Here is a 21485-nt window from a genome sequence, read left to right on the forward strand (position 1 = left end):
GTTCAGCTCCTGATCGCCCAGAATTTCAGCTCAAGCCCGGCGAAGTCGCCGGACACGTGGAAGGCAAAGCCACCGGAGCTCTCCAGCTGCGCCAGTTCCTCGGCGCTGAACTCCAGGGCGAAGTAGGTCTTGCCGGCGTGGAAGGGGATCTGCCGCGGTGCCACTGGCAGCGGCTTCACCTTGATCCCCGGCAGGTGCAGGTTGACCAGCTGGCGGATGCGCTCCACCGCGCCGATCTTCAGGTGCGCCGGCAGGCGCTTGCGCAGCTCCTCGGACTCGCACTGGGCGTCGGCGGCGAGCACGAAGGTGGCGCTGCCGAGCAGTGCGTGGTCCTGCAGCGGCGACACCTGGATGCCGTACTGGCGCTGCTGCAGCGGCAGCTCGATGGCGTGCTGTTCCAGCACCATGGACAGCACCTGGCGCAGCGCCTCCATCAGCTTGCGGAAGCTGCCGGCCTGGTCGTTGTGCAGGTAGCGGCTGTCCAGGCGCGGGCGCTTGTGGTCGGCGGCGAAGGTGGCCAGCTCGCCGAGCAGGCCGACCAGCTCGCGGTACAACAGCTCCGGGTGCATCTGCTCCAGGGAGAGGTAGTGGCGCAGCTGCGGCTCGTAGCGGTTGACCAGCTGCAGCATGAGGAAATCGCCGACCTCGGTATTGCCCAGCTTGCCGGCGGCGCGCACTCGTTCAGCGAGGATGTCGCCGCGGTGGCCGAGCAGGCTGATCACTTCCTTGAGGCAGGACAGCAGGTAGCTGGAGGCCTGGGTGTGCAGGAAGGTCGGGCTGAATTCCGGGTCGAGGCTGATCACCCCGTCGGGGCTGGTGTCGAAGATTTCCGCCACCTTCAACTTCACGAAGGCCTGGTCGTTCTGCTGCTCGCCGAGCAGCAGGCGGAAGTCCGGGCGGCCGCAGCTGACCTGGCTGACGGTGACGTCGCCGGCGTTGGAGTCGGCCACTTCCAGCTCATGGGCGCGGTAGCGCGCCAGCACGTCCTGCTGCTCGGCGCGGCGGCTCTCGATATGGTTGCCGGTGACCAGCGGCAGGGCCAGGTACACCGGGGTGGCCGCGGTATTCGGCGGCACGTCCAGAGCCAGTGGGTCGCGGCTGGTATCCAGCTCGAACAGGCTGCCATCGGGCAGCACGCCGCTGGCCTGGCTGAGCACCAGCTTGCCCATGCCGAGGAACTGGCGGTCGATCTCCAGGCTGAAGAAGCCCCAGGGATAGATGTCCTGCAGGCGCGAGCGCGACTTGAGCTGGTGCTCGAAGTAGCGATCGTTCTGCTGGAAGTGCTGCGGGCGCAGGAGCATCCCTTCCTGCCAGACAACCTTGAGCATTTCCATTGCTCAGTCCTCTTGCTTGAGCGGTTCGAGGCCGCGTTCGCCGAGCATCACGCCGGCCTGGTTGATCTCGCCCTCTTCCAGGCTGACGACGTAGCGCCAGTTGGCTTCCGGCAGATCGCGGTAGGCCGCGACCACACCGACGTAGCGGCTGCCCGGTTGTACGGAGAGTTTCAGCTCGCGCGCCTCGCCGGGGCGCACTTCCATCTCCTCGAAGCTGACCAGGTCGGGCATCAGCGATTCCTTGGGCCGCTGGTACAGGGAGAAGAAGTCGGCGTTGTTGAACGACGAGGGGTTCTTCAGCTCCAGCAGGCGCACCACGATCGGCGACGGGCGGCCGCGCAGGTCCGGGTTGAGCTCTTCGCTGGCCTGCAGCTTGAGGTCGAGCTTGGTGGTGTCGGAGTAGGGCGACAGGCTGGCGCAGCCACCCAGGGCGGTGAACAGAGACAACAGGCTCAGGCTGATAAGACGGCGCATGGCATTCATCCTTTGCTTCTTCAGGAAGGCTGGTAATCGGTATTGAGGGTGGCGATCAGGCGCACCTGCTCTTCGTAGGTCTTGGCGAAGTCACGGGCAAACAGGCGCTGGCTCCAGTCGTCATCCTTCTGCAGCGCGCGGAAGTGGCGCTGATAGGCGCGCCAGCGGCTGCCTGAGGTGGCCAGCAGCGGCTTGCGCTCCTGCTCGAAACGCAGGCACAGCTGCTCCGGGGCGAACTGCTCGAACAGGCCTTGCACCGCCGTGCGGCTGGCGGCATACAGCGCCACCTGGTGCGCCTGCAGGTCGCGGTAGGCGCGACCCACGGCCTGCTCGGCCGGCAGCGCGCCGGGCTTGTTGCCGCGCAGCAGCGCGGTCAGCGCTTCGCCGGCATCGCCGACCTGCTTGAGCGGGTTGTTGCCGGCGCTCTGCACGGTGGTCAGGGCCAGGCGCAGCTCGTTCTTCAGTTCGCTGCGGGTGCGCAGGCTCTGCTGCAGGCCGGCCACGCTCTGCTTGAGCAGGCGCGCAGCCTGCACGGCCAGGGCCTCGCGGGCCTCGGCGTCGAGGTCATCGAGTTTCACCCCGAGGGCGTCGCCGAAGCGCTGCCAGAAACCGTCGGCCAGCGGCTCGGCGACTGCAACCGGCATGGCGCGCGGCTGCGGGCGCGGTGTCACGACCGGCTCCGGCGCGGCCTCGGCCACCATCTCGGGCAGCAGCAGGCTTTCCATGTCGATGCGCGCGTACTGGGTGCGCGCCTGCTCCTCTTCCGGGGCCTGTACCAGACCGGCGAACTCGTCCAGCTGGCTGTAGCCACGCGGGCGCTGCTGCAGGGCGGCGATCGGGTCGAGGTCGAGGAAGGCGTCGTCGGGGATGATGCTGCCGGCGTGCTGCACCTGGCCGATGCTGTCCTCGAACTGCGCCGGGTCCTGCAGCACGCGGGCGCGGATCTCCAGTTCGCCGAGGCAGTAGACGTTGCCGTGCTCGATGCGCTGCGGCTCGCCCTTGGGCAGGCGGGCGCCGCTGTCCTTGAGGGTCACGCCGTTGCTGCTGGTGTCGGTCAGGTAGAAGTGCCCGTCGACGTAGCTGACCTGGGCGTGGCGCCCGGAGAGGATGCGCTTGCTGTCCGGGATGGCCCAGTCGCAGTCCTCGCCGCGACCGATCACGCCGCCGGCCTTCTTGAAGCTCTTGCTGGTCAGCAGGCCCGGGGCATATTGCTGGGCGCTGACGATGTCGAATACCAGTTCCATGGTAGGGGCTCCTTGGGGTCAGTCGTCGCGCTGCTGCTGCGCGTGCGGGTCGCCCAGCGGGCGGTACTCGTCGTCGCTGGACTTGTAGTTGCCGTTGCAGCCGGCGAGGCCGAGCAGGGCGGCGAGCAGGGTGGCGGTCAGAAGGCGGTGGGACATCGCGGGTTCTCCACGGGCGGTGATTGGGGAAATAAGGTTCAGGCGGTCGCCGGCGATAGCCGGGGGCCGTAGCGGTTGTCTCTGGGTTGCCCCGGCCAGAGCAGCAGCAACGGCCAGATGACGCCTACCAGCACCACCAGGACCCCGCTGGTGCCCATGTCGTGCAGGCGGCGGATGCCCAGGCAGAGGCCTGAGGCGAAGATGTAGAACAGGGCGATTGCGCCCAGAACGTTCATGACGTAGCGATCTGTCGGCTCCGGGAAATACGTGGCCAGCAGGCAGAGGGCGATTGAGCAATAGCTCCAGATCGTGAGCAGCAGATACTTCATGCGCCCGATGCGGCCGCTGGAAACCAGCGGCTCCAGGGTCAGCAGAAACAGAATGTCTTTGGCCTTCATGGTCGTTCTTCCTTAAACATCGGCCGGGCTGATATTCAGCCGGTCCATGCGGTACAGCAGGGTGCGCCGCGGCAGGCCCAGTTCGCGGGCGGCCTGGCTCTGGTTGCCGCGGTTCTTGCGCAGGCAGTCGAGCAGCAGGTTGCGTTCGACCTGTTCCAGGCGCTCGCGCAGGTTCATGCCGCTGTCCTCGACCTGGCTGGTCGGCTGCAGGTTGAAGTGCTCGGGCAGCAGTTCGCCGCCTTCGCACAGCAGCACGGCGCGGGCGATCAGGCCTTTCAGCTCGCGCACGTTGCCGGGGAAGGCGTAGCCGGCCAGGTGGTCCAGCGCCGCCTCGGACCAGCGATAGTCATCGCGCTGCAGGAAGCAGGCGGCCTCGGTGGCGAAGTGCCGGGCCAGTTGCAGGATGTCCTCGGCGCGGGCGCGCAGCGGCGGCAGCTCGATGGGGAAGTGCGACAGGCGGTAGAACAGGTCCTCGCGGAAGCGCCCTTCCTCGACCAGCGCGCGCAGGTCGCGGTGGGTGGCGGCGATGATGCGCACGTCGACCTTGTGCGTCTGCGTGCTGCCCAGCGGGCGCACCTCGCCTTCCTGCAGCACGCGCAGCAGCTTGGCCTGCAGCGGCAGCGGCATGTCGCCGATCTCGTCGAGGAACAGGGTGCCGCCGTCGGCCGCGTCGAACAGGCCCTTGCGGTCGCGGTCGGCGCCGGTGAAGGCGCCCTTGCGATAGCCGAACAGCTCGCTCTCCAGCAGGTTTTCCGGCAGCGAGGCGCAGTTCTGCACGATGAACGCCTGGCTGCGGCGGAAGCCGCAGTCATGGATGGCGCGGGCGACCAGTTCCTTGCCTGTGCCGGTCTCGCCGGTCAGCAGCACGCTGGTGGGGTTGTGCAGCACCTTGCCGATCAGCTGGTACACGCCGCGCATGGCCGGGCTGCTGCCGATCAGGCCGTAGTCGCTGCGCAGCGCCGGGCTGGGCGCTTCCGGCGCCACCGTCTTGGGGGCGCGCAGGCGCTGCAGCAGCTGGTGCTGGGCCAGGGCGAAGGCGCCCAGGCTGGCCAGCGAGGCGGCGAAGACGTCGAGGTCGCGGGTGCTGCTGCTGGCCACCAGCAGCAGGCCGTTGACGCGCGCCTGCTCGTCCTGCAGCGGCAGGCACAGCAGGCTGCGCCAGGGCTTGTCGATGGCCGGCAGGAAGCTGGTCTCGTGCAGGTTGGGGTCGAGGTTGGCCAGGCTCAGGCGCCGGTTCTGGCACAGGCAGTACTGCAGCAGCTGCTCGCCGTCGTAGTCGCTGGGCATGCTGGCCTCGTGCTCGGCGGCCTGGCCGTCCAGCCACTCGGCGGCCAGGGTCAGACGCGTGTGGGTACTGTCCAGCAGGTACAGCTGGGCCAGGCGGCAGCCGGACAGCTGCGCCGCCGCTTCGGCCAGGGCCATCGGCAACTGCGCGGCGCTGGCCAGGCGGGCCAGCTGGGTGAACTGCTGCAGCAGCTGTTCGGCATAGGCCAGCGGCTGGCTGATGTGCCCCAGCAGCGGCACTTTCTCAAGCGAGCGTTCAGGCAAATTCACAGGCCAGTGCTCCTTCACCGTCCAGGGTGGCGTGTACGCGGGTAATCGGCTCGCCGCTGGCCATGGCATCCAGCAGGCGGTCGGCGATGCGCGGCAGCAGGCTCTGCTCCAGCAGCTGGTCGATCAGCCGCGCGCCGCTCTCGCCGCTGGCGCAGCGCTCGGCCAGGTGGTCGAGCAGCGCCGGGCTGTGGCTGAACTGCAGGCGGCGCTTGCCCAGGCGCTGGCCGAGGCGTTGCAGCTTGAGCTCGATCAGCTCGCGCAACACGCTGCCGGCCACCGGGTAGTAGGGCACCACGCGCATGCGCGCCAGCAGGGCCGGCTTGAAGTGGCGGCTGAGGCTCGGGCGGATCGCCTCTTCCAGCTGCTCCACCGGCGGCCGCTGCTCGTTCGCGCAGAGTGCCTCGATGCGTTCGCTGGCCAGGTTGGAGGTGAGCAGGATCAGGCAGTTGCGGAAGTTGATCTCGCGGCCTTCGCCGTCGTTGGCCACGCCCTTGTCGAAGATCTGGTAGAAGACGTTCATCACGTCCGGGTCGGCCTTCTCCACCTCGTCGAGGAGGATCACCGAGTAGGGCTTCTGCCGCACCGCTTCGGTGAGCATGCCGCCCTCGCCGTAGCCGACGTAGCCGGGCGGCGCGCCGATCAGCCGCGAGACCGTGTGCTTCTCCTGGAACTCGGACATGTTGATGGTGGTGAGGAAGCGCTCGCCGCCGTACAGCAGGTCGGCCAGGGCCAGGGCGGTCTCGGTCTTGCCGACACCACTGGGGCCGACCAGGAGGAATACGCCGGCCGGCGCGTCGTCCTTGTTCAGGCCGGCGGCGGCGGCGCGCATGGCGCGGTCGAGCACCTGCACCGCCTGTTCCTGGCCGCGCACGCGGGCGCGCAGGTCGGCGGCGAAGCTGGCCACCTTGGCGTTGTGTTCGCGGGCCAGCTGGCTCAGCGGCACGCCGGTCCAGTGGCTGATCACCTCGGCCACCAGGCGCGGACAGACCTCGAAGCTGACCAGGCGCTCGCTGGCTTGCGCGGCGGCCAGCTCGGCCTGCAGCTCACGCAATTGGCTTTCCAGCGTGGCCAGCTCCTCGCTGCCGTCGGCGCGGGCCTGGGCGCAGTGCTGGCGCAGGTCGAGCAGGCGCTCGGCCAGCTGGCGCTGTTCGCTCCAGCGCGCCTCGATCTGCTGCAGCTCTTCCGCGGCCTCGACCAGGCGCTGTTCCAGCGCGGCCAGGGCGGCTTCGTCCACCGCCAGGCCGGCGTTCAGGTCGCGGCGCAGGGCCAGGGACTGGCGCTCGCCTTCGGCCAGTTCGCCGCGCAGACGCTCCAGCGCATGCGGCGCGGCGGCCAGGCTGATGCGCACGCGGGCGCAGGCGGTATCCAGCACGTCGACCGCCTTGTCCGGCAGCTGGCGCCCGGCCAGGTAGCGCGCGGACAGCTCGGCGGCGGCCACCACCGCGTCGTCGCGCAGGTAGATGCTGTGGCTCTTTTCATAGATCGGCGCCAGGCCACGGAGGATGGTCACCGCTTCCTGCACGGTCGGCTCATGCAGCTGCACCGGCTGGAAGCGCCGGGCCAGGGCCGGGTCCTTCTCGAAGTACTTCTTGTATTCGCTCCAGGTGGTGGCGGCGATGGTGCGCAGCTCGCCTCTAGCCAGGGCCGGCTTGAGCAGGTTGGCGGCGTCCGAGCCACCGGCCTGGGCGCCGGCGCCGATCAGGGTATGCGCCTCGTCGATAAACAGGATGGTCGGCTTGGCCGCACCCTTCACTTCGTCGATCACCCCCTGCAGGCGCCGCTCGAACTCGCCCTTGACGCTGGCGCCGGCCTGCAGCAGGCCCATGTCCAGGCCGAGCAGCTCGACGCCGCGCAGCACGTCCGGCACTTCGCCGGCGGCGATGCGCAGGGCCAGGCCCTCGACCAGCGCGCTCTTGCCCACGCCGGCCTCGCCGACCACGATCGGGTTGTTCTTCCGCCGGCGGGCGAGGATATCGATCATCTGGCGGATCGCGTCGTCGCGGCACAGCACCGGGTCGAGCTTGCCGTCGCGGGCGCGCTGGGTGAAGTTGTGGGTAAAGCGCTGCAGGTTGGATTCGCCCGGTGCGGCCGGCTTGCCTGGCGGGTTCGGCTGCTGCTGGCTCAAGGCGAAGTCGCGCAGGCGCTCGGCGTCGATCTTTGCCAGCAGCTGCTGGTAGCGGCTGCCGGCATAGCGCAGGGGGTTGCGCAGCAGGGCCAGGAGCAGCGCGGCCTGTTCGATCTGGCTCTGGCCCAGCTCCAGGTTGGCCACCAGCAGGGCGTCCTGCAGCCACTGCACCAGCTCGGCGGAGAACACCGGGTTGCGCGACTCGCTGGCCTCGCCGCGCGGCTGCAGGGTGGCGGCCAGCTCGCCGGCGTCCACCTCGGCATCCTGCAGGGCACGGGCCAGCAGGCCGTCGCGGCGTTCCAGCAGGCCGAGCAGCAGGTCTTCGACCAGGATCTTGCTGCCACCGCGCTGCAGGCAGCGTTCGGCGGCGGCTTCCAGTTCGCGGCGGGTCTCGGCGTCCAGTGCCTGGACCAGCTGTTGAAGGTCGACGTTGATCATTTCATCAGTCCTTTAATGAGTCTTGCTGCCGATGGTGACGACACCATCGGCCTGTTCGTGGCCGAGCCAGGAGGTCCAGCCGAGGTGGCAGACGTTGTCCTGGCCGATGCGCAGCTCGCGGATTTCCTCGTGGCGCAGGGCCAGGCGGATGTCGTAGTCGAGCGGGTCGCGCAGGGTGAAGCGCACCAGCGCGCAGAGCGGCTGGTAGCCGTTGCCGATCGGCAGGAATTCGTGGAAGCGCGCCCAGCTCAGCTGACGGATATGGATGCGGAACTTGCCGCCGCGGTCGCGCACCGAGTCGCCCAGCACCAGGCTTTCGCCCAGCTGGCTGTTGGCCAGGCCGAGGCGGTTGCGCTGCTCGGCGATGATCTCGACGCGGCGCTCGACGCATTGCTCGATGCGCAGGTCGGCGTGCTTGAAGTAGTAGCGCAGCACCGACTCGACCAGCGCCGCCGAGTGGGCGCGCAGGCTGAGCAAGCCGAGGTAGGGCAGCAGGCGCCGCCAGTTGAGGTCCTCGGCGGCGCGCAGGCGCTCGCCGCCGAGGCCGATCAGAGCGAACAGGCGCGCGGAGAACAGGTCACGGGCGCCGCTTTCGTAGTGCGCGTAGTAGCGGTACTTGCGCCAGATCGGCAGGAGCAGGCGCTGCAGGCGGTCGTTGAACAGGTCGAGGAAGTCTCGAGTGGTGTTGCCGTCCGGGCCGTCGCCCAGAGCCTGCTCGCTGTAGAAGGCCGGCAGTGGCGAGCCGGCGCCGAACAGGCCGACCAGGTTGATGCGCAGGCGCGCGCGCAGCTCGCCGTGCTCCTCGAAGAACTCCAGGCGATCGGTGTCGCTGCCAGGGAAGCCCAGGCTGGGGTTGGCCTGGAATTCCAGGCGCTCGTACAGCGCCTCCTCATCCAGCTCGGGATGGGCGGCGCGCAGGCGGTCCAGCACCCGCAGCACGCCCTGGAACAGGCTGTACTCGCGGATGCCGGAGCTGAGTTTGCTCAGAGCAGGGGCTGCTGCCCCATGCGCGGCGTCCATTGGTACACCTCTCCCTGTGTGCTCTGTACGCGCAGCTCGTGGTAGCTGTTGAGGCTGGCGTAGAGGGCGAAGAATTCATTGAGTACCGAGGCGAACAGGAACAGGTCCCCTTCGCCCAGGTAGCCGTCCTGGTCCATGGTCAGTTCGGTGCGCACGCCGCGAATCGGCAGGCCGCGATGCAGGCGGTCGACGTGCTGGTGGGCGATCCTCTTCAGGCCGCCGAGCATGCGCTGGCTGACCTTGAGCGCGTGCTGGTCGTAGTGGCGCGGCAGGTCGTAGGTCTCCAGGATGACCTTGAGCGCCTCGACGTCGGCCAGCGACAGGTAGTTCAGCGACATGTTGGAGATCAGCTTCCACAGGTAGTCGCGGTGCAGCGGCGGCGCATAGCTCGGCGTCACCGTGCCGATATTGCGGAAGCTGAGGAACTCCGGGGTGTCCTCGCTGGGCAGGCAGATGTCGCCCGGCTTGAGCTGGCGCGCCAGGCTCTGGTTGGTGCAGGTCAGCTCGATCGACAGGGTCTCCTGCGCATCGCCGTTGCGCGCGCCGAAGCTCAGCCAGGTTTCCAGGCCGTCGCCGAGCAGCGACGGCTGCTGGCGCACGCTGTAGTGCGGGCGCGCGCGCGGCTGGTCGAAGCTGATGTCGTGCTCGAACGACTCGAACGGCACGTATTCCTCGTAGCCCATGCCGCCCGGTTTCCAGCCGGTCACCCGGTCCACCGAGAACACCCCGCAGTGCCGCGGGTCGAGCTCGGCCGGCAGCAGCAGGTACTGGTCCTGCTTGCCGTCCAGGCGGATCGGGATGGCGTCGTGGGCGAACAGGTTGACCACCGGCGTGCAGTACAGGCGCACGTTGTCCAGGGTCGGGCGGATGCGCTGCAGGCCGGTCTTGCGGATATCGAAGCGCAGTTCCAGGCCGCGGGCACGCTCCAGCACTTCGGCCGGCTGGCGCTGCAGTGCATCCAGCCCCTTGAGCTCGACGAACAGGAACTTGTCCTGGAAGGCGAAGTATTCCTGCAGGTGGCGATAGCCGCGGAAGGTGTTGTGCGGGTAGGGAATCAGCGCGTGGTCTTCGCTGAAACCGACCGCCTCGACCTGGCTCGCCGGCAGGCCGATGGCCGGCAGCGGCAGGCCCTGCTCGCCGGTCAACGGCTGACCTTCGCCATCCAGCAGGACCAGCTGCAGACCGCCGAGGTGGCGCAACAGGCCGAGGTAGAGCAACTGGGCGATATAGCGCTCGCCGGCCAGGTGCAGGCGCAGGGCGCTCAGGCCGATCTCGCCGAGATGGCCGTCGGCGCTCATGCCCAGACGCAGACTGAGCAACGCGCCATCGCCCTTCACCGAATAGTCCAGGCCGTTCAGCGCCAGCGGCAGCACTTCCGAGGCATAGGCGGTGCGGAAGCGGCAGGTCACGCCCTCGATGGCCCTGGCCTCCACCGGCGTGTGGCGCGGCACCGCAAGGGCTGGACCGGGGCGCTTGAGCGGGTCGAACTGCAACATGCTGAAGGCCGGCAGCGGGCGCATGTAGTTGGGCCACAGCAGGTGCATCAGCGAATGGGTCAGCTCCGGCAGCTCGTCGTCGAGCTTCTGCCGCAGGCGCCCGGTAAGGAAGGCGAAGCCTTCCAGCAGACGCTCGACATCCGGATCGCGCCCGGCCTGGCCGAGGAACGGCGCCAGCGCCGGGCTGCGCTCGGAGAAGCGCTTACCCAGTTGGCGCAGGGCGGAGAGTTCGCTCTGGTAGTGGTGGTTGAAGGACATTAGTGGGCCTGCTCCTTGGCCGATTCGAGACAGCTCCAGAGATCAGTCCCTTGTTCGTCAGAGACGGCGATATGGACTGGTTGCAGCGTCAGTCGAGGCAATTGCACCGGTACCGATGAGCACCAGTACCTACTCATCCAAGTGCAGTGACGGGTGTGGTAGCCGGCGGCGCTGACCGACAGCGTGGTTCCACAGCGCGGCGCATCGGCCAGCAGGGCGAACAGGCGATAGTCACGGTGTTCGGCGAAGGCGAAACGGCCCTCGGTGTCGCTGATGGTTTCGTAGCGCCAGGATTCGTCGCTGCCGATATCCAGCTCAATCCTGGCGTCCGCCACTGCCTGCCCTGTTTCGGCGGACAGCACTCGGCCCTCGATGGCCGGGTTGCGGGTCACCGAGTGGGGGTAGGGGACGCAGGAACTTTGCATGGCGACCGTGATCGCTAGCAGAGCGGTGCGGCTATTGGCTGACCTTGTGTGGGGTACGAACAGGAGCACTAGTTGCACTCCGGCAAGGTCCAGCTGGCATAGCCGCTGTCGGTTGGGTAGATGGCGTGGCCATTGACCCAGATGGCCTTTTCTAACTCGGCGAATTCGCGCTGCCAAAGCAGCCACTCGGAGCTTTTTAGTAAGACACCATTTTTGTCATAGACCCGAAAAAAGGAGTCGCTGCTAAATAGTTTTATGGTTTTTCCCAAAGCACCAAGCGACGAGAACCTTGGAATATATGCATTGATATAGCAGGTGCGTGCTTCATTCCAATAGGTCATGTATGGCTCGGTAGTGGAGCTAAGACGTAGTTTTGTGAAGAGCCACGAGCCGCTCACGGAAAAGCAAGTAATAAATATAGTCAATGCAATGAGTAGATACTTCTTATTCATCGTTAGTACCCCTGCTTCCGATTTGTGAATTCCTTAAAGTCTGGCTTACTGAGGTGTACTGAAATCGATACGGGGTAGAGCTTTACCGTAGAGAAGACGAGAAAGTCACCGCCCTTATTTTTCAGCTGACGATATTTATTGAAAGCACCATTGGTGACCTTGAAATAGCGACTTCCGCTTCTATCGATGTGCTCTGGAGAGGAAATGGCTTCGATAGGGCCTGGGCGAATTACGCCAGGCCGATTCCAGTAGCCAAGAAGCTGGTCGCCGTCGATGTTGAGGAAGTCATAGGTGTCTCGTACATAGAGACCAATTTCTTCTATTTCTATTGCAGGGAAACCATGATCACTGGCGTAGGTTCTGAATTTTGTGGCGGCAACCTTGATGACGAAACTGCCAAGGGCGCCGTATACATCATCAAGATCGTCTGTTGCCTTTTCCCAGAGGGTGGCGCCAATTCGAATTAGATTGAATTGAGAAGTTTCTTCGAGCTGAATAGCTGACAAGCCACTGAAGTCTTCAGAGGCGTTGTGCAGCGTGCAGGAATTTTCATCCAGGTGTCCTATGCGTTTCAGACGGTTCATGAAAACTACAAGACCGTTGGAAAGCTGTGTCAGCGGTGACTTGGTTCTCCCTATCAATCCATTGAATTCACGAACCTCTTGGAGATCGGACACTAGACTCTCCACGCGGTCTTGTATGCGCCTAGAGGAACTGAACAGCCATTCGAAGGGCAAGTCGGTTAGTAGTTGCTGCCCACTAAGAGTGCTAGGTGATACATTGCCTACCTTAACTGCGGCGGGCATCTCATAGGCTGGGTTGTTGAACCACTTGCGCATTAAGCGGGCGCCTTGGGACCAGCCGAGCCCATCCATCACCGTGGGAATGTCGGTAATCTTGAACGTCTCGACAGGTGCCTTTTTGCCCTCGGTCTGCTTGGACGGGGTCAATTGGGAAACGATGGGAGCCAGCAGCATTTCGTTCTCCTCAGGCGATCACGAGCGCGGTCTGTGGCTCAAGGGTCAGGGTGACGCCCTCCGCTCGGGATGAACTGATGCGCTCGGTTTTGCCCTGGCTGTCGGTGACCCCCGAGATGACCTGACCGGAGGCGGTTTCCAGGCGATAGGCCTGATCGGCAAGGGGAGCGCCGGTCTGAGCATCCAGCACAACGAAGTGCTCGTCGAACACACCAGCAAAGGTCACCGGCTGCGGCGCCGTAAAGGCCGCACCTCCTCCACTGACCCCAATCAACACCGTCCCCGACCCCGCCACCACCACATTGCCGTGATTACCCACGGTGCCGATGGTGGTCGCCGGCTTGCCGTTGATCAGCACGGTCGGGATCACGTTGCCGGACAGCGCGCCGCCGCAGGCCGAGGCATCGCCCTGGCGGGCCGCCGGCAGGCTGTCGAACAGCACGTTGGGCGAGCCGACGGCGATGGGGTTAGTGCCGTGGCCGGGAACCGGGCAGGCGGTGGGGTCGCCCAGGCGGGCGGCGGGTTTACCGGACATCCATGCTCTCCTTTGAACAGGCCCTTACCTGACCTTCACTTGCCCGCTGCCATCCAGCTGCGCGGCGAAACTGACCTGGCGCTTGATGCCCTCGACCTGCAGCAGCCCTTCGATGGCGAAGTTGAGGCTGAGGGGGTCGTGCTCGCGCGGCAGGGAAATGACCCGCACCTGTTTCAGGCGCGGCTCGTATTGTTCGATGAAGCGTTCGATCGCCATGCGTGCCTGCTGCAACGCGTCGTGCAGCGACAGGCGCATGTCGTTGAGATCGGGCAACCCGTAGTCGGGCAGCGTCTGCACGCTGCCCGCCCGGGTGCTGAGCATCTTGGCCAGATGGGCAGCCACCGAGGCCATCACGGCCACCTCGTGGTCGAGGCGGGCGCGGCCGACGGTGTCACCGCCGAGGCGCTCGAACAGGCTGCCGTAGGCCACGTGCTTACTCCTTGTCCAGCTTGCCGACCAGGGACAGGGTGAAATCGGCACCCATGTACTTGAAGTGCGGGCGCACGTTGAGGCTGACGCGGTACCAGCCCGGCTCGCCTTCCACGTCGCTGACGATCACCTGGGCGGCGCGCAGCGGACGGCGGCTGCGGACTTCCGAGCTGGGGTTCTCCTGGTCGGCGACGAACTGGCGGATCCACTTGTTCAACTCCAGCTCGAGGTCGGTGCGCTCTTTCCAGGCGCCGATCTGCTCGCGCTGCAGCACCTTCAGGTAGTGGGCCAGGCGGTTGACGATGAACAGGTAGGGCAGCTGGGTGCCGAGCTTGTAGTTCAGCTCGGCGGTCTTGCCTTCCTCGCTGATGCCGAAGAACTTCGGCTTCTGCGTCGAGTTGGCGGAGAAGAACGCGGCGTTGTCGCTACCCTTGCGCATGGTCAGGGCGATAAAGCCTTCCTCGGCCAGCTCGTACTCGCGACGGTCGGAGACCAGCACTTCGGTGGGGATCTTGGTCTCGATCTCGCCCATGCTCTCGAAGTGGTGCAGCGGCAGGTCTTCCACCGCGCCACCGCTCTGCGGGCCGATGATGTTCGGGCACCAGCGGAACTTGGCGAAGCTGTCGGTCAGCTTGGAGGCGAAGGTGTAGGCGGTGTTGCCCCACAGGTAGTGCTCGTGGTTGCCGGCGACGTTCTCCTTGTAGACGAAGGTCTTCACCGGGTTCTCTTCCGGATCGTAGGGGTTGCGCAGCAGGAAGCGCGGCAGGGTCAGGCCGACGTAGCGCGCGTCTTCACGCTCGCGGAAGCTCTGCCACTTGGCGAATTGCGGGCCCTCGAAGTGATCCTTGAGGTCCTTCAGGTTGGGCAGGCCGGTGAAGCTCTCCAGGCCGAAGAATTTCGGGCCGGCGGCGGCGATGAACGGGGCGTGTGCCATGCAGGCGACCGAGGCCACATGCTGCAGGCACTTGATGTCCGGCGAGCTGGGGTCGAAGAAGTAGTTGGCGACGATGGCGCCTACCGGCTGGCCGCCGAACTGGCCGTATTCGGCGGTGTAGATGTGCTTGTACAGGCCGGACTGGGTGATTTCCGGGCTGTCCTCGAAGTCATCCAGCAGGTCCTGCTTGGAGGCGTTGAGGATCTCCAGCTTGGTGTTCTCGCGGAAATCGGTGCGGTCGACCAGCAGCTTGAGGCCGCGCCAGGACGATTCCAGGGCCTGGAAGTCGGCGTGGTGGAGGATCTCGTCCATCTGCCGGCTGAGCTTGGCGTCGATCTCCGCGATCATGCGGTCGACCATGGCCTTCTTCACCGGCTCGTTCTGGTTGTGCGGCTTCAGCAGTTCTTCGATGAAGGCGGATACGCCACGCTTGGCGATGTCATAGGCCTCGTCGTCCGGGGTCAGGCGGGTTTCCGCGATGATGCGGTCGAGAATGCCGGCTTCGGCGACATTCCGGGTGCTTTCCACTACTGCACTGGTGCTCATGCTCGGGCTTCCTTGTCGAGAATTCAGGCGTCTTGCTGGGCTTGGGCGGCGAGGCCCAGTTCACCCAGTACGCGGTCACGGGAGTCGTCGTCGGAGAGGACGCTTTCGATCGCCTTGCGGAAGGCCGGGGCGTTGCCCAGCGGGCCTTTCAGGGCGACCAGGGCGTCGCGCAGTTCCATCAGCTTCTTCAGCTCGGGGACCTGGTCGACCACGGCGGCCGGGTTGAAGTCCTTCATCGAGTTGATGCGCAGCTGCACCGGCAGCTCGTCGTCGGTTTCTTCGTCCTGCAGGCGGTTGGGCACGGCGAAGGTCAGGCTCAGCTCCTGCTTGCCCAGCACTTCGTCGAAGTTGTTCTTGTCGATGCTGATCGGCTTGCGGTCCTCGATCTTGCGGTCGTCGGCGCGCTGGGTGAAATCACCCAGAACCATCAACTTGAGGGGCAGTTCGATCTCTTCCTGAGCACCACCGGTCGCCGGTTTGAAGGTGACGTTGATGCGTTCCTTGGGGGCTACCGAGCCTTCTTTGGCCATGGTTGTTCTCCTTTACGTTCGGAGGCCTTGCGGCCTCAATCCAGCACCACTTCGAGATCGAGGTGGCACAGCCTGCGGTGGATCTCTTCCTTGCGCTCGCGGATCGCGTGGTTCTGCGGCAGCAGCTCGTAGCAGTTGTGCAGCAGACGCAGCACTTCCAGGGCGAGATCGGGTTCCCACTCGCCGAGGCCGGAGGCCTGCAGCGTCTGGTCGAGGGATTCGAGTTGGGTCTTGGCCAGTTCGTGCTTCTTCGCCGCGCTGCACAGGCGCGCCAGGGCGAGCTGCCAGAAGAACCGCGCGCGGCCGCCCTGGGCCTGGGCCATGCCCTGCTTGAGCTGCTGCACGGCGGGCTTCAGGCCATCCTTGCGCAGGCGCGGCAGGGCCGCCTGCAGGGCCAGTTCCCAGGCCGGCAGTTCGCCGCCGGCGCTGACCTGTACGGTCGGTTCGGCGCTCGGCGCCTGCAGGTGCGGCAGCACGCTGGCGCCGATCCAGGCGCGGGTCTCGGCATCGGCGAAGGGCGCGCCGTCGTGGTAGCGCAGTTCTTCCAGGCCGGGTACGCGCTGGAGGAACAGCGCCAGCTGCATCTCCACTTCGACCATGGCGGCCTCGGCGCCGAGTTCCTGCAGGCATTCCCAGGCCAGGCGCTGGCCATCCAGCCAGAAGGGCGCGCGGGCGATGCTGGCTTCCACTTCCACCAGCAGGTCGGCGTACTGGCCGGCGGCGAAGCGCTCGGCGAAGCTGGCCAGCTTGTCGGCGGGCAGGCCGCGCAGGGTGGTGATCTGTTCGGCATTGGCCTGCGGCAGGCCATCGATCGGCAGCCACAGCAGGGTGCGGGACAGGCGCAGGGCGCGCAGGTCGCTGGCCTTCTGCTTCAGCCACCAGGCACACAGCGGCCGGGCGCCGTCCTGCAGGGCGCGCAGCGACTTGTGCGCGTCGCGCTCGTTGTCCAGCGGGGCGCTGGGGTTGATCACCTGGGCGGCGGCCTGTTTGACCTGGGCGATGGCCGCGCCGACCATCCCGGGCTCGCTCTGGCCCTGGCTGGCACGGTTGATCTGCTCGTCCAGGCGGCGGCACAGCGGCAGCAGCAGTGGCGCCTCCTCGCCCAGGCGCTGCGCCAGGCAGGTCTCCAGGCCGCGCAGCAGCTCGGCCAGGGAGCGGAACAGCGGCAGCTGCGCGGCCACCGGGATGTCCTCGGCCAGGGCTTTTTCCAGGCGCGGGGTGAGCCAGGCCAGGGCGGCGGCGCGGGTGCGGTCCTTGCGCGGGTGCAGCTCGTCCCAGCGCTCGCCACACAGCAGGTGGAGCAGGCCGAGGCCGGCCTGCAGGCCGGCGAGTCCCTCGCGCTGGTACAGCGCCCAGGTCATCCAGCAGGCGGCGCGCAGATCCTTGGAGTGATGACGCAGCAGCGCCTCGCTCAGGTCGCGGATCTTCTGCCAGTCGATGGCCTCGGTCTGGTGCAGGGCGGCGGCTTTTTCCAGCTCGCCTTCGAGGGCCTCGAACTCGCCGGAATAGCGCATGTCGGCCCCGGCGAAATCCCCGTCATTAATTGGGTTTTTCGCCAGTTGCAGATAATGCTCAGCCAAGGGTGAAAGTGTAGTCATTCCTTTGACTCTATATATGTGCCAGGCAACTTTCCGTGCTTTCCATATATATGGGAAGCAAGCAGTTGCTTGGTTGTGCTGCGCAACTTCTTGCGCACTTTCTTGCGCAACAAATTGCACATAGTCCTTATGGGGTGGGCATCCTAGCCCCGAGGTGGGGGATGGGCAAGGCAAAAACTGTGAACTATTCGGCAAGCGAAAAGATTGCTCTTAGTTCTTCGGGCAATGCGCTTGCCGGCATTCTGGCGCCAATTGAAAGTTTAACTTTCGATGTCAGGTAAGTTATTTGTTACTTGTAAGAAATAACTTACTCATAAATCTGCCGTGGTTCACACTTGTGAGTGACCGGTGGGTTCCGCCTGTGAACTCGGCCTGCATTTTGGCGCGCGCCTGCGGGTGGATCCTGAACACGCTGCTCCAGGCAGGATCGGGTCGGCCAAGGTGGCTGTTCCCTTGCGCGAGCAGAAGTGCCCTGCCCGTGACTGCGCCATCGTGCATGCCGAGGGGCCCTTTCGCGCGAACTTCTACGCTATCTGAGTCAGCCATCTCTCGAGGAGCCAGACCATGTTCACTACACCGCGCGCCATGTTGCTGGGACTCTGTCTGCTGCCAGCCCTGGCCGGCGCCGAGCCGCGTGCCGGCCTGTGGGAATTCACCAGCCAGATGCAGCAGGACGGCCAGGCCATGCCGGACATGCAGCAGATGCTCGAGCAATTGCAGAAGCTGCCGCCCGAGCAGCGCCAGATGATGGAACAGATGTTGGCTCAGCAGGGCGTCAAGCTGGGCGGCGGCGGGGTGCAGCTGTGCCTCAGCGAGGCGAGCGCCAAGGCCCGCGACATCCCCCTGCAGGACCCCGATTCGGGTTGTACCCAGGAGATCACCGAGCGTAGCGCCGAGGTGTGGAAGTTCCGCTTCAAGTGCCCCAATGGCGAGGGCGAAGGCGAGACCCGTTTCGACGGCGATACGGCCTTCACCACCACGCTCAACGGCGTCTACGACGGCCAGCAGAGCAGCATGCACAGCCAGGCGCGCTGGCTCGGCGCGGACTGCGGCGGGCTGCCCGCCCGCTGAGCGTCGCTGGCGGGTACACTGCCCGCTGGGCAACGGCAGGGGGCAGGGAATGCAGGGGCTGGGACTTGGGTTGGCGCTGGGGCTGGCGGCGCTGGTGCTGCTGGCGGTGATCTATTGCTACAACCGTCTGGTGTTCAACCGCGCACGGGTGGCCGAGGCCTGGAGCGGCATCGAGGTGCAGCTCAAGCGCCGCTCCAGCCTGATTCCGCAGCTGGTCGCCTGTCTCAAGGCGTACATGGCCCATGAGCGAGATACCCTCGAAGAGCTGGTCATCCGGCGTGGCGAAGCGCAGGCCCACGAGACCGATGGCGCCGCCGGCCGCGGTCCGGTCGAAGGCCAGCTATCGGCAGCCCTGCAGCGCGCCTTCGCCCTGGTCGAGGGCTACCCGGAGCTCAAGGCCGATGCGATGTTCCTCGACCTGCAGCGCAACCTCAGCGAGGTCGAGGAACATATCCAGATGGCTCGGCGTTACTACAACGGCGCCGTGCGCGAGCTCAACGTGCTGGTCGAATCCTTTCCCAGCAATCTGCTGGCGCGCGCCTTCGCGTTCCGCTGCGCCGCCTATTTCGCCCTGGACGACGCCCGCGACGGGCAATCACCGGAAATGGAGTTCTGAACATGCCGGAATGGCTGAAACCCCTGCTGCTGCTGTGTGCTCTGCTGCCTGGCGTGACGCTGGCGCGGGAAGTGATCGAGGATTTCGCAGTCGAGCTGCAGGTTCGCAACGATGGCCTGCTGGATGTGACCGAGCGCATCACCGTGCAGGCCGAGGGCGACAGGATCCAGCGTGGCATCTATCGCGACATTCCGGTGACCTATCGCCTGCCCGGTGGCCTGCTGCGCAAGACGCCGATCAACCTGCTGAGCGCCACCCGCGACGGTGAGCCCGAGGCGGTACGCCGCGAGACCCAGGGTGCCTACCAGCGCTTCTACCTCGGTTCGCCGCATATCCTGCTGGAGCCGGGGCGCTACGTGTATGAGCTGCGCTATCGGGTCGATCCGCAACTGCTGCAGCGGCCGGACGAGGACGAGCTGTACTGGAACGTCACCGGCAACGCCTGGGCGTTCCCGATCCTGCAGGCATCGGCGCGTGTAGAACTGCCGGAGGGGGCGAGGATCGGCCGCGTCTCAGGGTACACCGGTGCCAGTGGCGAGCAGGGCGTGGGCTACCAGGTGCTGGAGCAGACCGAGAATTCGCTGCTGCTGGAGACTACCGTTGTGTTGCCGCCGCAACAGGGTTTCACCCTGGCCGTGGACTGGCAGGCCGGCATCGTCGAGCGGCCCGGCCTGCTGCAGCGCAGCCTGCGCCTGCTGTTCGACAACGCCGGCCTGACCCTGGGTGCCCTGCTCTGGCTGGCCCTGCTCGTTTACTACCTGCGCACCTGGCGACGCGTGGGGCGCGACCCGCGCAAGGGCCTGCATATCGTGCGTTTCGAGGCTCCCGATGATCTCAGCCCGACGCAGGTGGGCTATCTCTGGCATCGCGGCTTTCGCGGTGCCTTCAACGATGCCCGCGCGCTGGCGATCTGCTTCACCGACTGGGCGATCCACGGTCTGATTCGCCTGGAGGACCGGCCAGGTGGCGACGGTTTCGTTCTGCAGCCCGGCCGCAAACCGGCGGAATCGGCACGTGTGGGCGAGATCGAATGGCTCCGCCGCCTGTTCCCGCTGAACAACTCCGCGCCCCTGGAATTGGGCAGTCGCTACCAGCCGCGCCTGGCCGAGATGAAGACGCGCATGGTCGACAGCCTGCAGACGGCGGGGGCGCAGTGGCACGCCAACAACCGTGCGGCCTGGGCCACCGGCCTGGCCATCGCCGTGCCCGGCCTGTTGCTCGCTGTGCTGACCGGGCTGGAGGGCGAAGAGCAATGGGGCTTGGCCATCGCCGGCATGGTCTTCAGCCTGGGCTTCGGCATACCGGCGGCGGTGGTGCTGACGCTGGCGATGCGTGAGGCGGGCTACGGCAAACGGATTGGCTTGGTGGTAGTGGCACTGCTGTTCGGCTTCCCGGTGCCGATTGGCCTGTGGATGCTGCTGTCTGCCTGCTCGCTGCCGGTCATGCTGCTGGTGATCGCCTACCTGTTGCTGGTGGGGTTGTTCTACCGCTGGCTGGAGGCGCCTTCGGTGAAGGGGCAGCAGTTGCTGGATGCTGCGGCCGGCTACCGTGACTACCTGCAACTGGCCGAGAGCGAGGTACTGGCGCGCGCGGCCGAAGCGCCGGCGATGAGCATCGAGCTGTACGAACGCCACCTGCCGTACGCCATGGCGCTGGGCGTGGAGGCACAGTGGAGCGCGCGTTTCGCCGCCGCGCTGGAAGCCGGCCTGATCGATCCCAGCCGGCACGAGTACCGACCGGGCTGGTACGCCGCGCGTGAGCGCTTCAGCTCGCCGACCGCCTTCAGCGGCGCCCTGAGTTCGAGCCTGGCCAGCGCCAGTGCCAGCGCCTCGACGCCGCCGGCCAGCTCATCCTCGTCCTCCGGCGGCTCCTCAGGCGGAGGTTCCTCGGGGGGTGGCAGTGGCGGCGGCGGCGGTGGTGGCTGGTAGGTAGCTGTGCCTCGCTACGCAGCCGTTCGACCAGCTCGGACAGCGGGCGGCTGTCGCCAGCCAGAGGTTCATGGTGCGAGCGCGGCCAGCAGGGTATCGAGATTGTGCTGGAACATGCCCAGGTAGGTGCTGGCCGGCCCCTGGCTGGCCAGGGCATCGGAATACAGGGTGCCGCCGACGCGGGCACCGGCCTCGTCGGCAATCTGCTGCAGCAGGCGCGGGTCGCGGATGTTTTCCACGAACACGGCGCGCACGCCTTCGCTGCGCAGCTGACGGATCAGCGCGGCGACTTCGGCGGCGGACGGCTCGTCATGGGTGGACAGGCCCTGCGGCGCGATGAACTGCAGCTGCCAGGCCTGGCCCAGGTAGCCGAAGGCATCGTGGCTGGTCACCACCTTGCGCTGGCTGGCCGGCAGGCTGGCCAGGCGCGAATTGGCCTGCTTGAGCAGCGCATGCAGCTTGGCCAGGTAGGCGTCACGGTTGGCGGCGTAGGCGTCGGCATGCGCCGGGTCGAGCTGGCTGAGCGCCTGGGTGATGTTGCGCACGTAGATCTCGGCGTTGCTCAGGCTCTGCCAGGCGTGCGGGTCGGCGACTTTCTCGCCGTCCTCCTCCAGCCACAGCGGCAGCACGCCCTGGCTGGCGTCGATGCGCCTGCCGCGCGCTTCGCTGCTGGCCAGCAGGCGTTCCAGCCAGGGCTCGAAGCCCAGGCCGTTGGCGATGATCAGGTCGGCCTGCAGCAGTGTGCGCGCATGTTCCGGGCTGGGTTCGAAGACGTGGGCGTCTTCGTCGGGCCCGACCAGGTTGGTCAGCTCGATGTGCTCGCCACCGACGGCGCGAGTCAGGTCGGCGAGGATGCTGAAGCTGGTGACCACCTGCGGCTTGTCGGCGGCGGGTAGTGACAGCGGCAGGAGCAGGGCGATCAGGGCGAGCAGGACGCGCATGGGTTT

At 66.3% G+C, this 21485-nt stretch carries 21 protein-coding genes; 3 read left to right on the forward strand and 18 right to left on the reverse strand.

The genetic code is table 11. The annotated features are described in order from the left end of the window. Positions 1-2 precede the first annotated feature (2 nt). The 17 genes from tssK to tssA all read right to left on the reverse strand — a co-directional run bounded on the left by tssK (position 3) and on the right by tssA (position 16923). A complete protein-coding gene (tssK, locus tag AAG092_RS11680) occupies positions 3-1334 on the reverse strand; it encodes a type VI secretion system baseplate subunit TssK (protein ID WP_373386815.1) in 1332 nt (443 codons plus the stop codon). Between the two features lie 3 nt (positions 1335-1337). Continuing rightward, on the reverse strand, positions 1338-1808 hold the full coding sequence (tssJ, locus tag AAG092_RS11685) for a type VI secretion system lipoprotein TssJ (protein ID WP_043216985.1): 471 nt from the start codon (positions 1806-1808) through the stop codon (positions 1338-1340). A gap of 20 nt (positions 1809-1828) precedes the next feature. Continuing rightward, positions 1829-3052, reverse strand: coding sequence for a type VI secretion system-associated FHA domain protein TagH (tagH, locus tag AAG092_RS11690; RefSeq protein ID WP_373386816.1), 1224 nt, complete (start codon positions 3050-3052; stop codon positions 1829-1831). An 18-nt stretch (positions 3053-3070) separates the two neighbouring features. Beyond that, complete coding sequence (locus AAG092_RS11695; protein WP_021702443.1) at positions 3071-3208, reverse strand: hypothetical protein; 138 nt, start codon at positions 3206-3208, stop codon at positions 3071-3073. A 38-nt stretch (positions 3209-3246) separates the two neighbouring features. After that, the gene (locus tag AAG092_RS11700; RefSeq protein ID WP_061902812.1) at positions 3247-3606 is read right to left on the reverse strand and encodes a DUF805 domain-containing protein; all 360 of its coding nucleotides are present in this window, start codon (positions 3604-3606) and stop codon (positions 3247-3249) included. A 12-nt stretch (positions 3607-3618) separates the two neighbouring features. Continuing rightward, positions 3619-5124, reverse strand: coding sequence for a sigma 54-interacting transcriptional regulator (locus AAG092_RS11705; RefSeq protein ID WP_373389589.1), 1506 nt, complete (start codon positions 5122-5124; stop codon positions 3619-3621). 22 nt (positions 5125-5146) lie between these two features. Beyond that, positions 5147-7723, reverse strand: a complete 2577-nt coding sequence (tssH, locus tag AAG092_RS11710) for a type VI secretion system ATPase TssH (protein ID WP_373386817.1) — start codon at positions 7721-7723, stop codon at positions 5147-5149. Positions 7724-7735: 12 nt separating this feature from the next. Beyond that, complete coding sequence (gene tssG / locus AAG092_RS11715) at positions 7736-8743, reverse strand: type VI secretion system baseplate subunit TssG (protein WP_061902810.1); 1008 nt, start codon at positions 8741-8743, stop codon at positions 7736-7738. Then, positions 8707-10497 carry a type VI secretion system baseplate subunit TssF gene (gene tssF / locus AAG092_RS11720; RefSeq protein WP_373386818.1) on the reverse strand — a complete coding sequence of 597 codons (1791 nt, stop codon included), beginning with the start codon at positions 10495-10497 and terminating at the stop codon, positions 8707-8709. The genes tssG and tssF overlap by 37 nt, the downstream gene beginning before the upstream one ends. Further along, on the reverse strand, positions 10497-10922 hold the full coding sequence (locus tag AAG092_RS11725) for a carboxypeptidase-like regulatory domain-containing protein (protein ID WP_373386819.1): 426 nt from the start codon (positions 10920-10922) through the stop codon (positions 10497-10499). The genes tssF and AAG092_RS11725 overlap by 1 nt, the downstream gene beginning before the upstream one ends. A 68-nt stretch (positions 10923-10990) precedes the next feature. Beyond that, positions 10991-11374, reverse strand: a complete 384-nt coding sequence (locus AAG092_RS11730) for a hypothetical protein (protein ID WP_373386820.1) — start codon at positions 11372-11374, stop codon at positions 10991-10993. Positions 11375-11376: 2 nt separating this feature from the next. Beyond that, positions 11377-12351: a DUF6402 family protein gene (locus AAG092_RS11735; RefSeq protein WP_373386821.1), complete on the reverse strand. Its 975-nt coding sequence runs from the start codon at positions 12349-12351 to the stop codon at positions 11377-11379. Positions 12352-12361: 10 nt separating this feature from the next. After that, positions 12362-12886: a PAAR domain-containing protein gene (locus AAG092_RS11740; RefSeq protein ID WP_373386822.1), complete on the reverse strand. Its 525-nt coding sequence runs from the start codon at positions 12884-12886 to the stop codon at positions 12362-12364. 24 nt (positions 12887-12910) lie between these two features. Continuing rightward, complete coding sequence (tssE, locus tag AAG092_RS11745) at positions 12911-13315, reverse strand: type VI secretion system baseplate subunit TssE (protein ID WP_373386823.1); 405 nt, start codon at positions 13313-13315, stop codon at positions 12911-12913. A 4-nt stretch (positions 13316-13319) separates the two neighbouring features. Continuing rightward, positions 13320-14795, reverse strand: coding sequence for a type VI secretion system contractile sheath large subunit (gene tssC / locus AAG092_RS11750; RefSeq protein WP_373386824.1), 1476 nt, complete (start codon positions 14793-14795; stop codon positions 13320-13322). Positions 14796-14818: 23 nt separating this feature from the next. After that, positions 14819-15325: a type VI secretion system contractile sheath small subunit gene (tssB, locus tag AAG092_RS11755; RefSeq protein ID WP_021702432.1), complete on the reverse strand. Its 507-nt coding sequence runs from the start codon at positions 15323-15325 to the stop codon at positions 14819-14821. A 35-nt stretch (positions 15326-15360) separates the two neighbouring features. Beyond that, positions 15361-16923, reverse strand: a complete 1563-nt coding sequence (tssA, locus tag AAG092_RS11760; protein WP_373386825.1) for a type VI secretion system protein TssA — start codon at positions 16921-16923, stop codon at positions 15361-15363. A gap of 564 nt (positions 16924-17487) precedes the next feature. Between tssA and AAG092_RS11765 the strand changes: the two genes are divergently transcribed. From AAG092_RS11765 to AAG092_RS11775, 3 genes are read left to right on the forward strand one after another with little or no spacing between them, the layout of a single operon-like run. Further along, on the forward strand, positions 17488-17994 hold the full coding sequence (locus AAG092_RS11765; RefSeq protein WP_373386826.1) for a DUF3617 domain-containing protein: 507 nt from the start codon (positions 17488-17490) through the stop codon (positions 17992-17994). Positions 17995-18043: 49 nt separating this feature from the next. Beyond that, positions 18044-18610: a LemA family protein gene (locus AAG092_RS11770; RefSeq protein ID WP_373386827.1), complete on the forward strand. Its 567-nt coding sequence runs from the start codon at positions 18044-18046 to the stop codon at positions 18608-18610. Positions 18611-18612: 2 nt separating this feature from the next. After that, on the forward strand, positions 18613-20538 hold the full coding sequence (locus AAG092_RS11775; RefSeq protein ID WP_373386828.1) for a DUF2207 domain-containing protein: 1926 nt from the start codon (positions 18613-18615) through the stop codon (positions 20536-20538). 68 nt (positions 20539-20606) lie between these two features. Here the strand turns inward: AAG092_RS11775 and AAG092_RS11780 are convergent, their stop codons facing one another. After that, on the reverse strand, positions 20607-21479 hold the full coding sequence (locus AAG092_RS11780; RefSeq protein WP_373386829.1) for a metal ABC transporter substrate-binding protein: 873 nt from the start codon (positions 21477-21479) through the stop codon (positions 20607-20609). Between the last annotated feature and the right edge of the window lie 6 nt (positions 21480-21485).

This window comes from Pseudomonas alcaligenes (genome assembly GCF_041729615.1).
Taxonomy (GTDB): Bacteria; Pseudomonadota; Gammaproteobacteria; order Pseudomonadales; family Pseudomonadaceae; genus Aquipseudomonas; species Aquipseudomonas alcaligenes_B.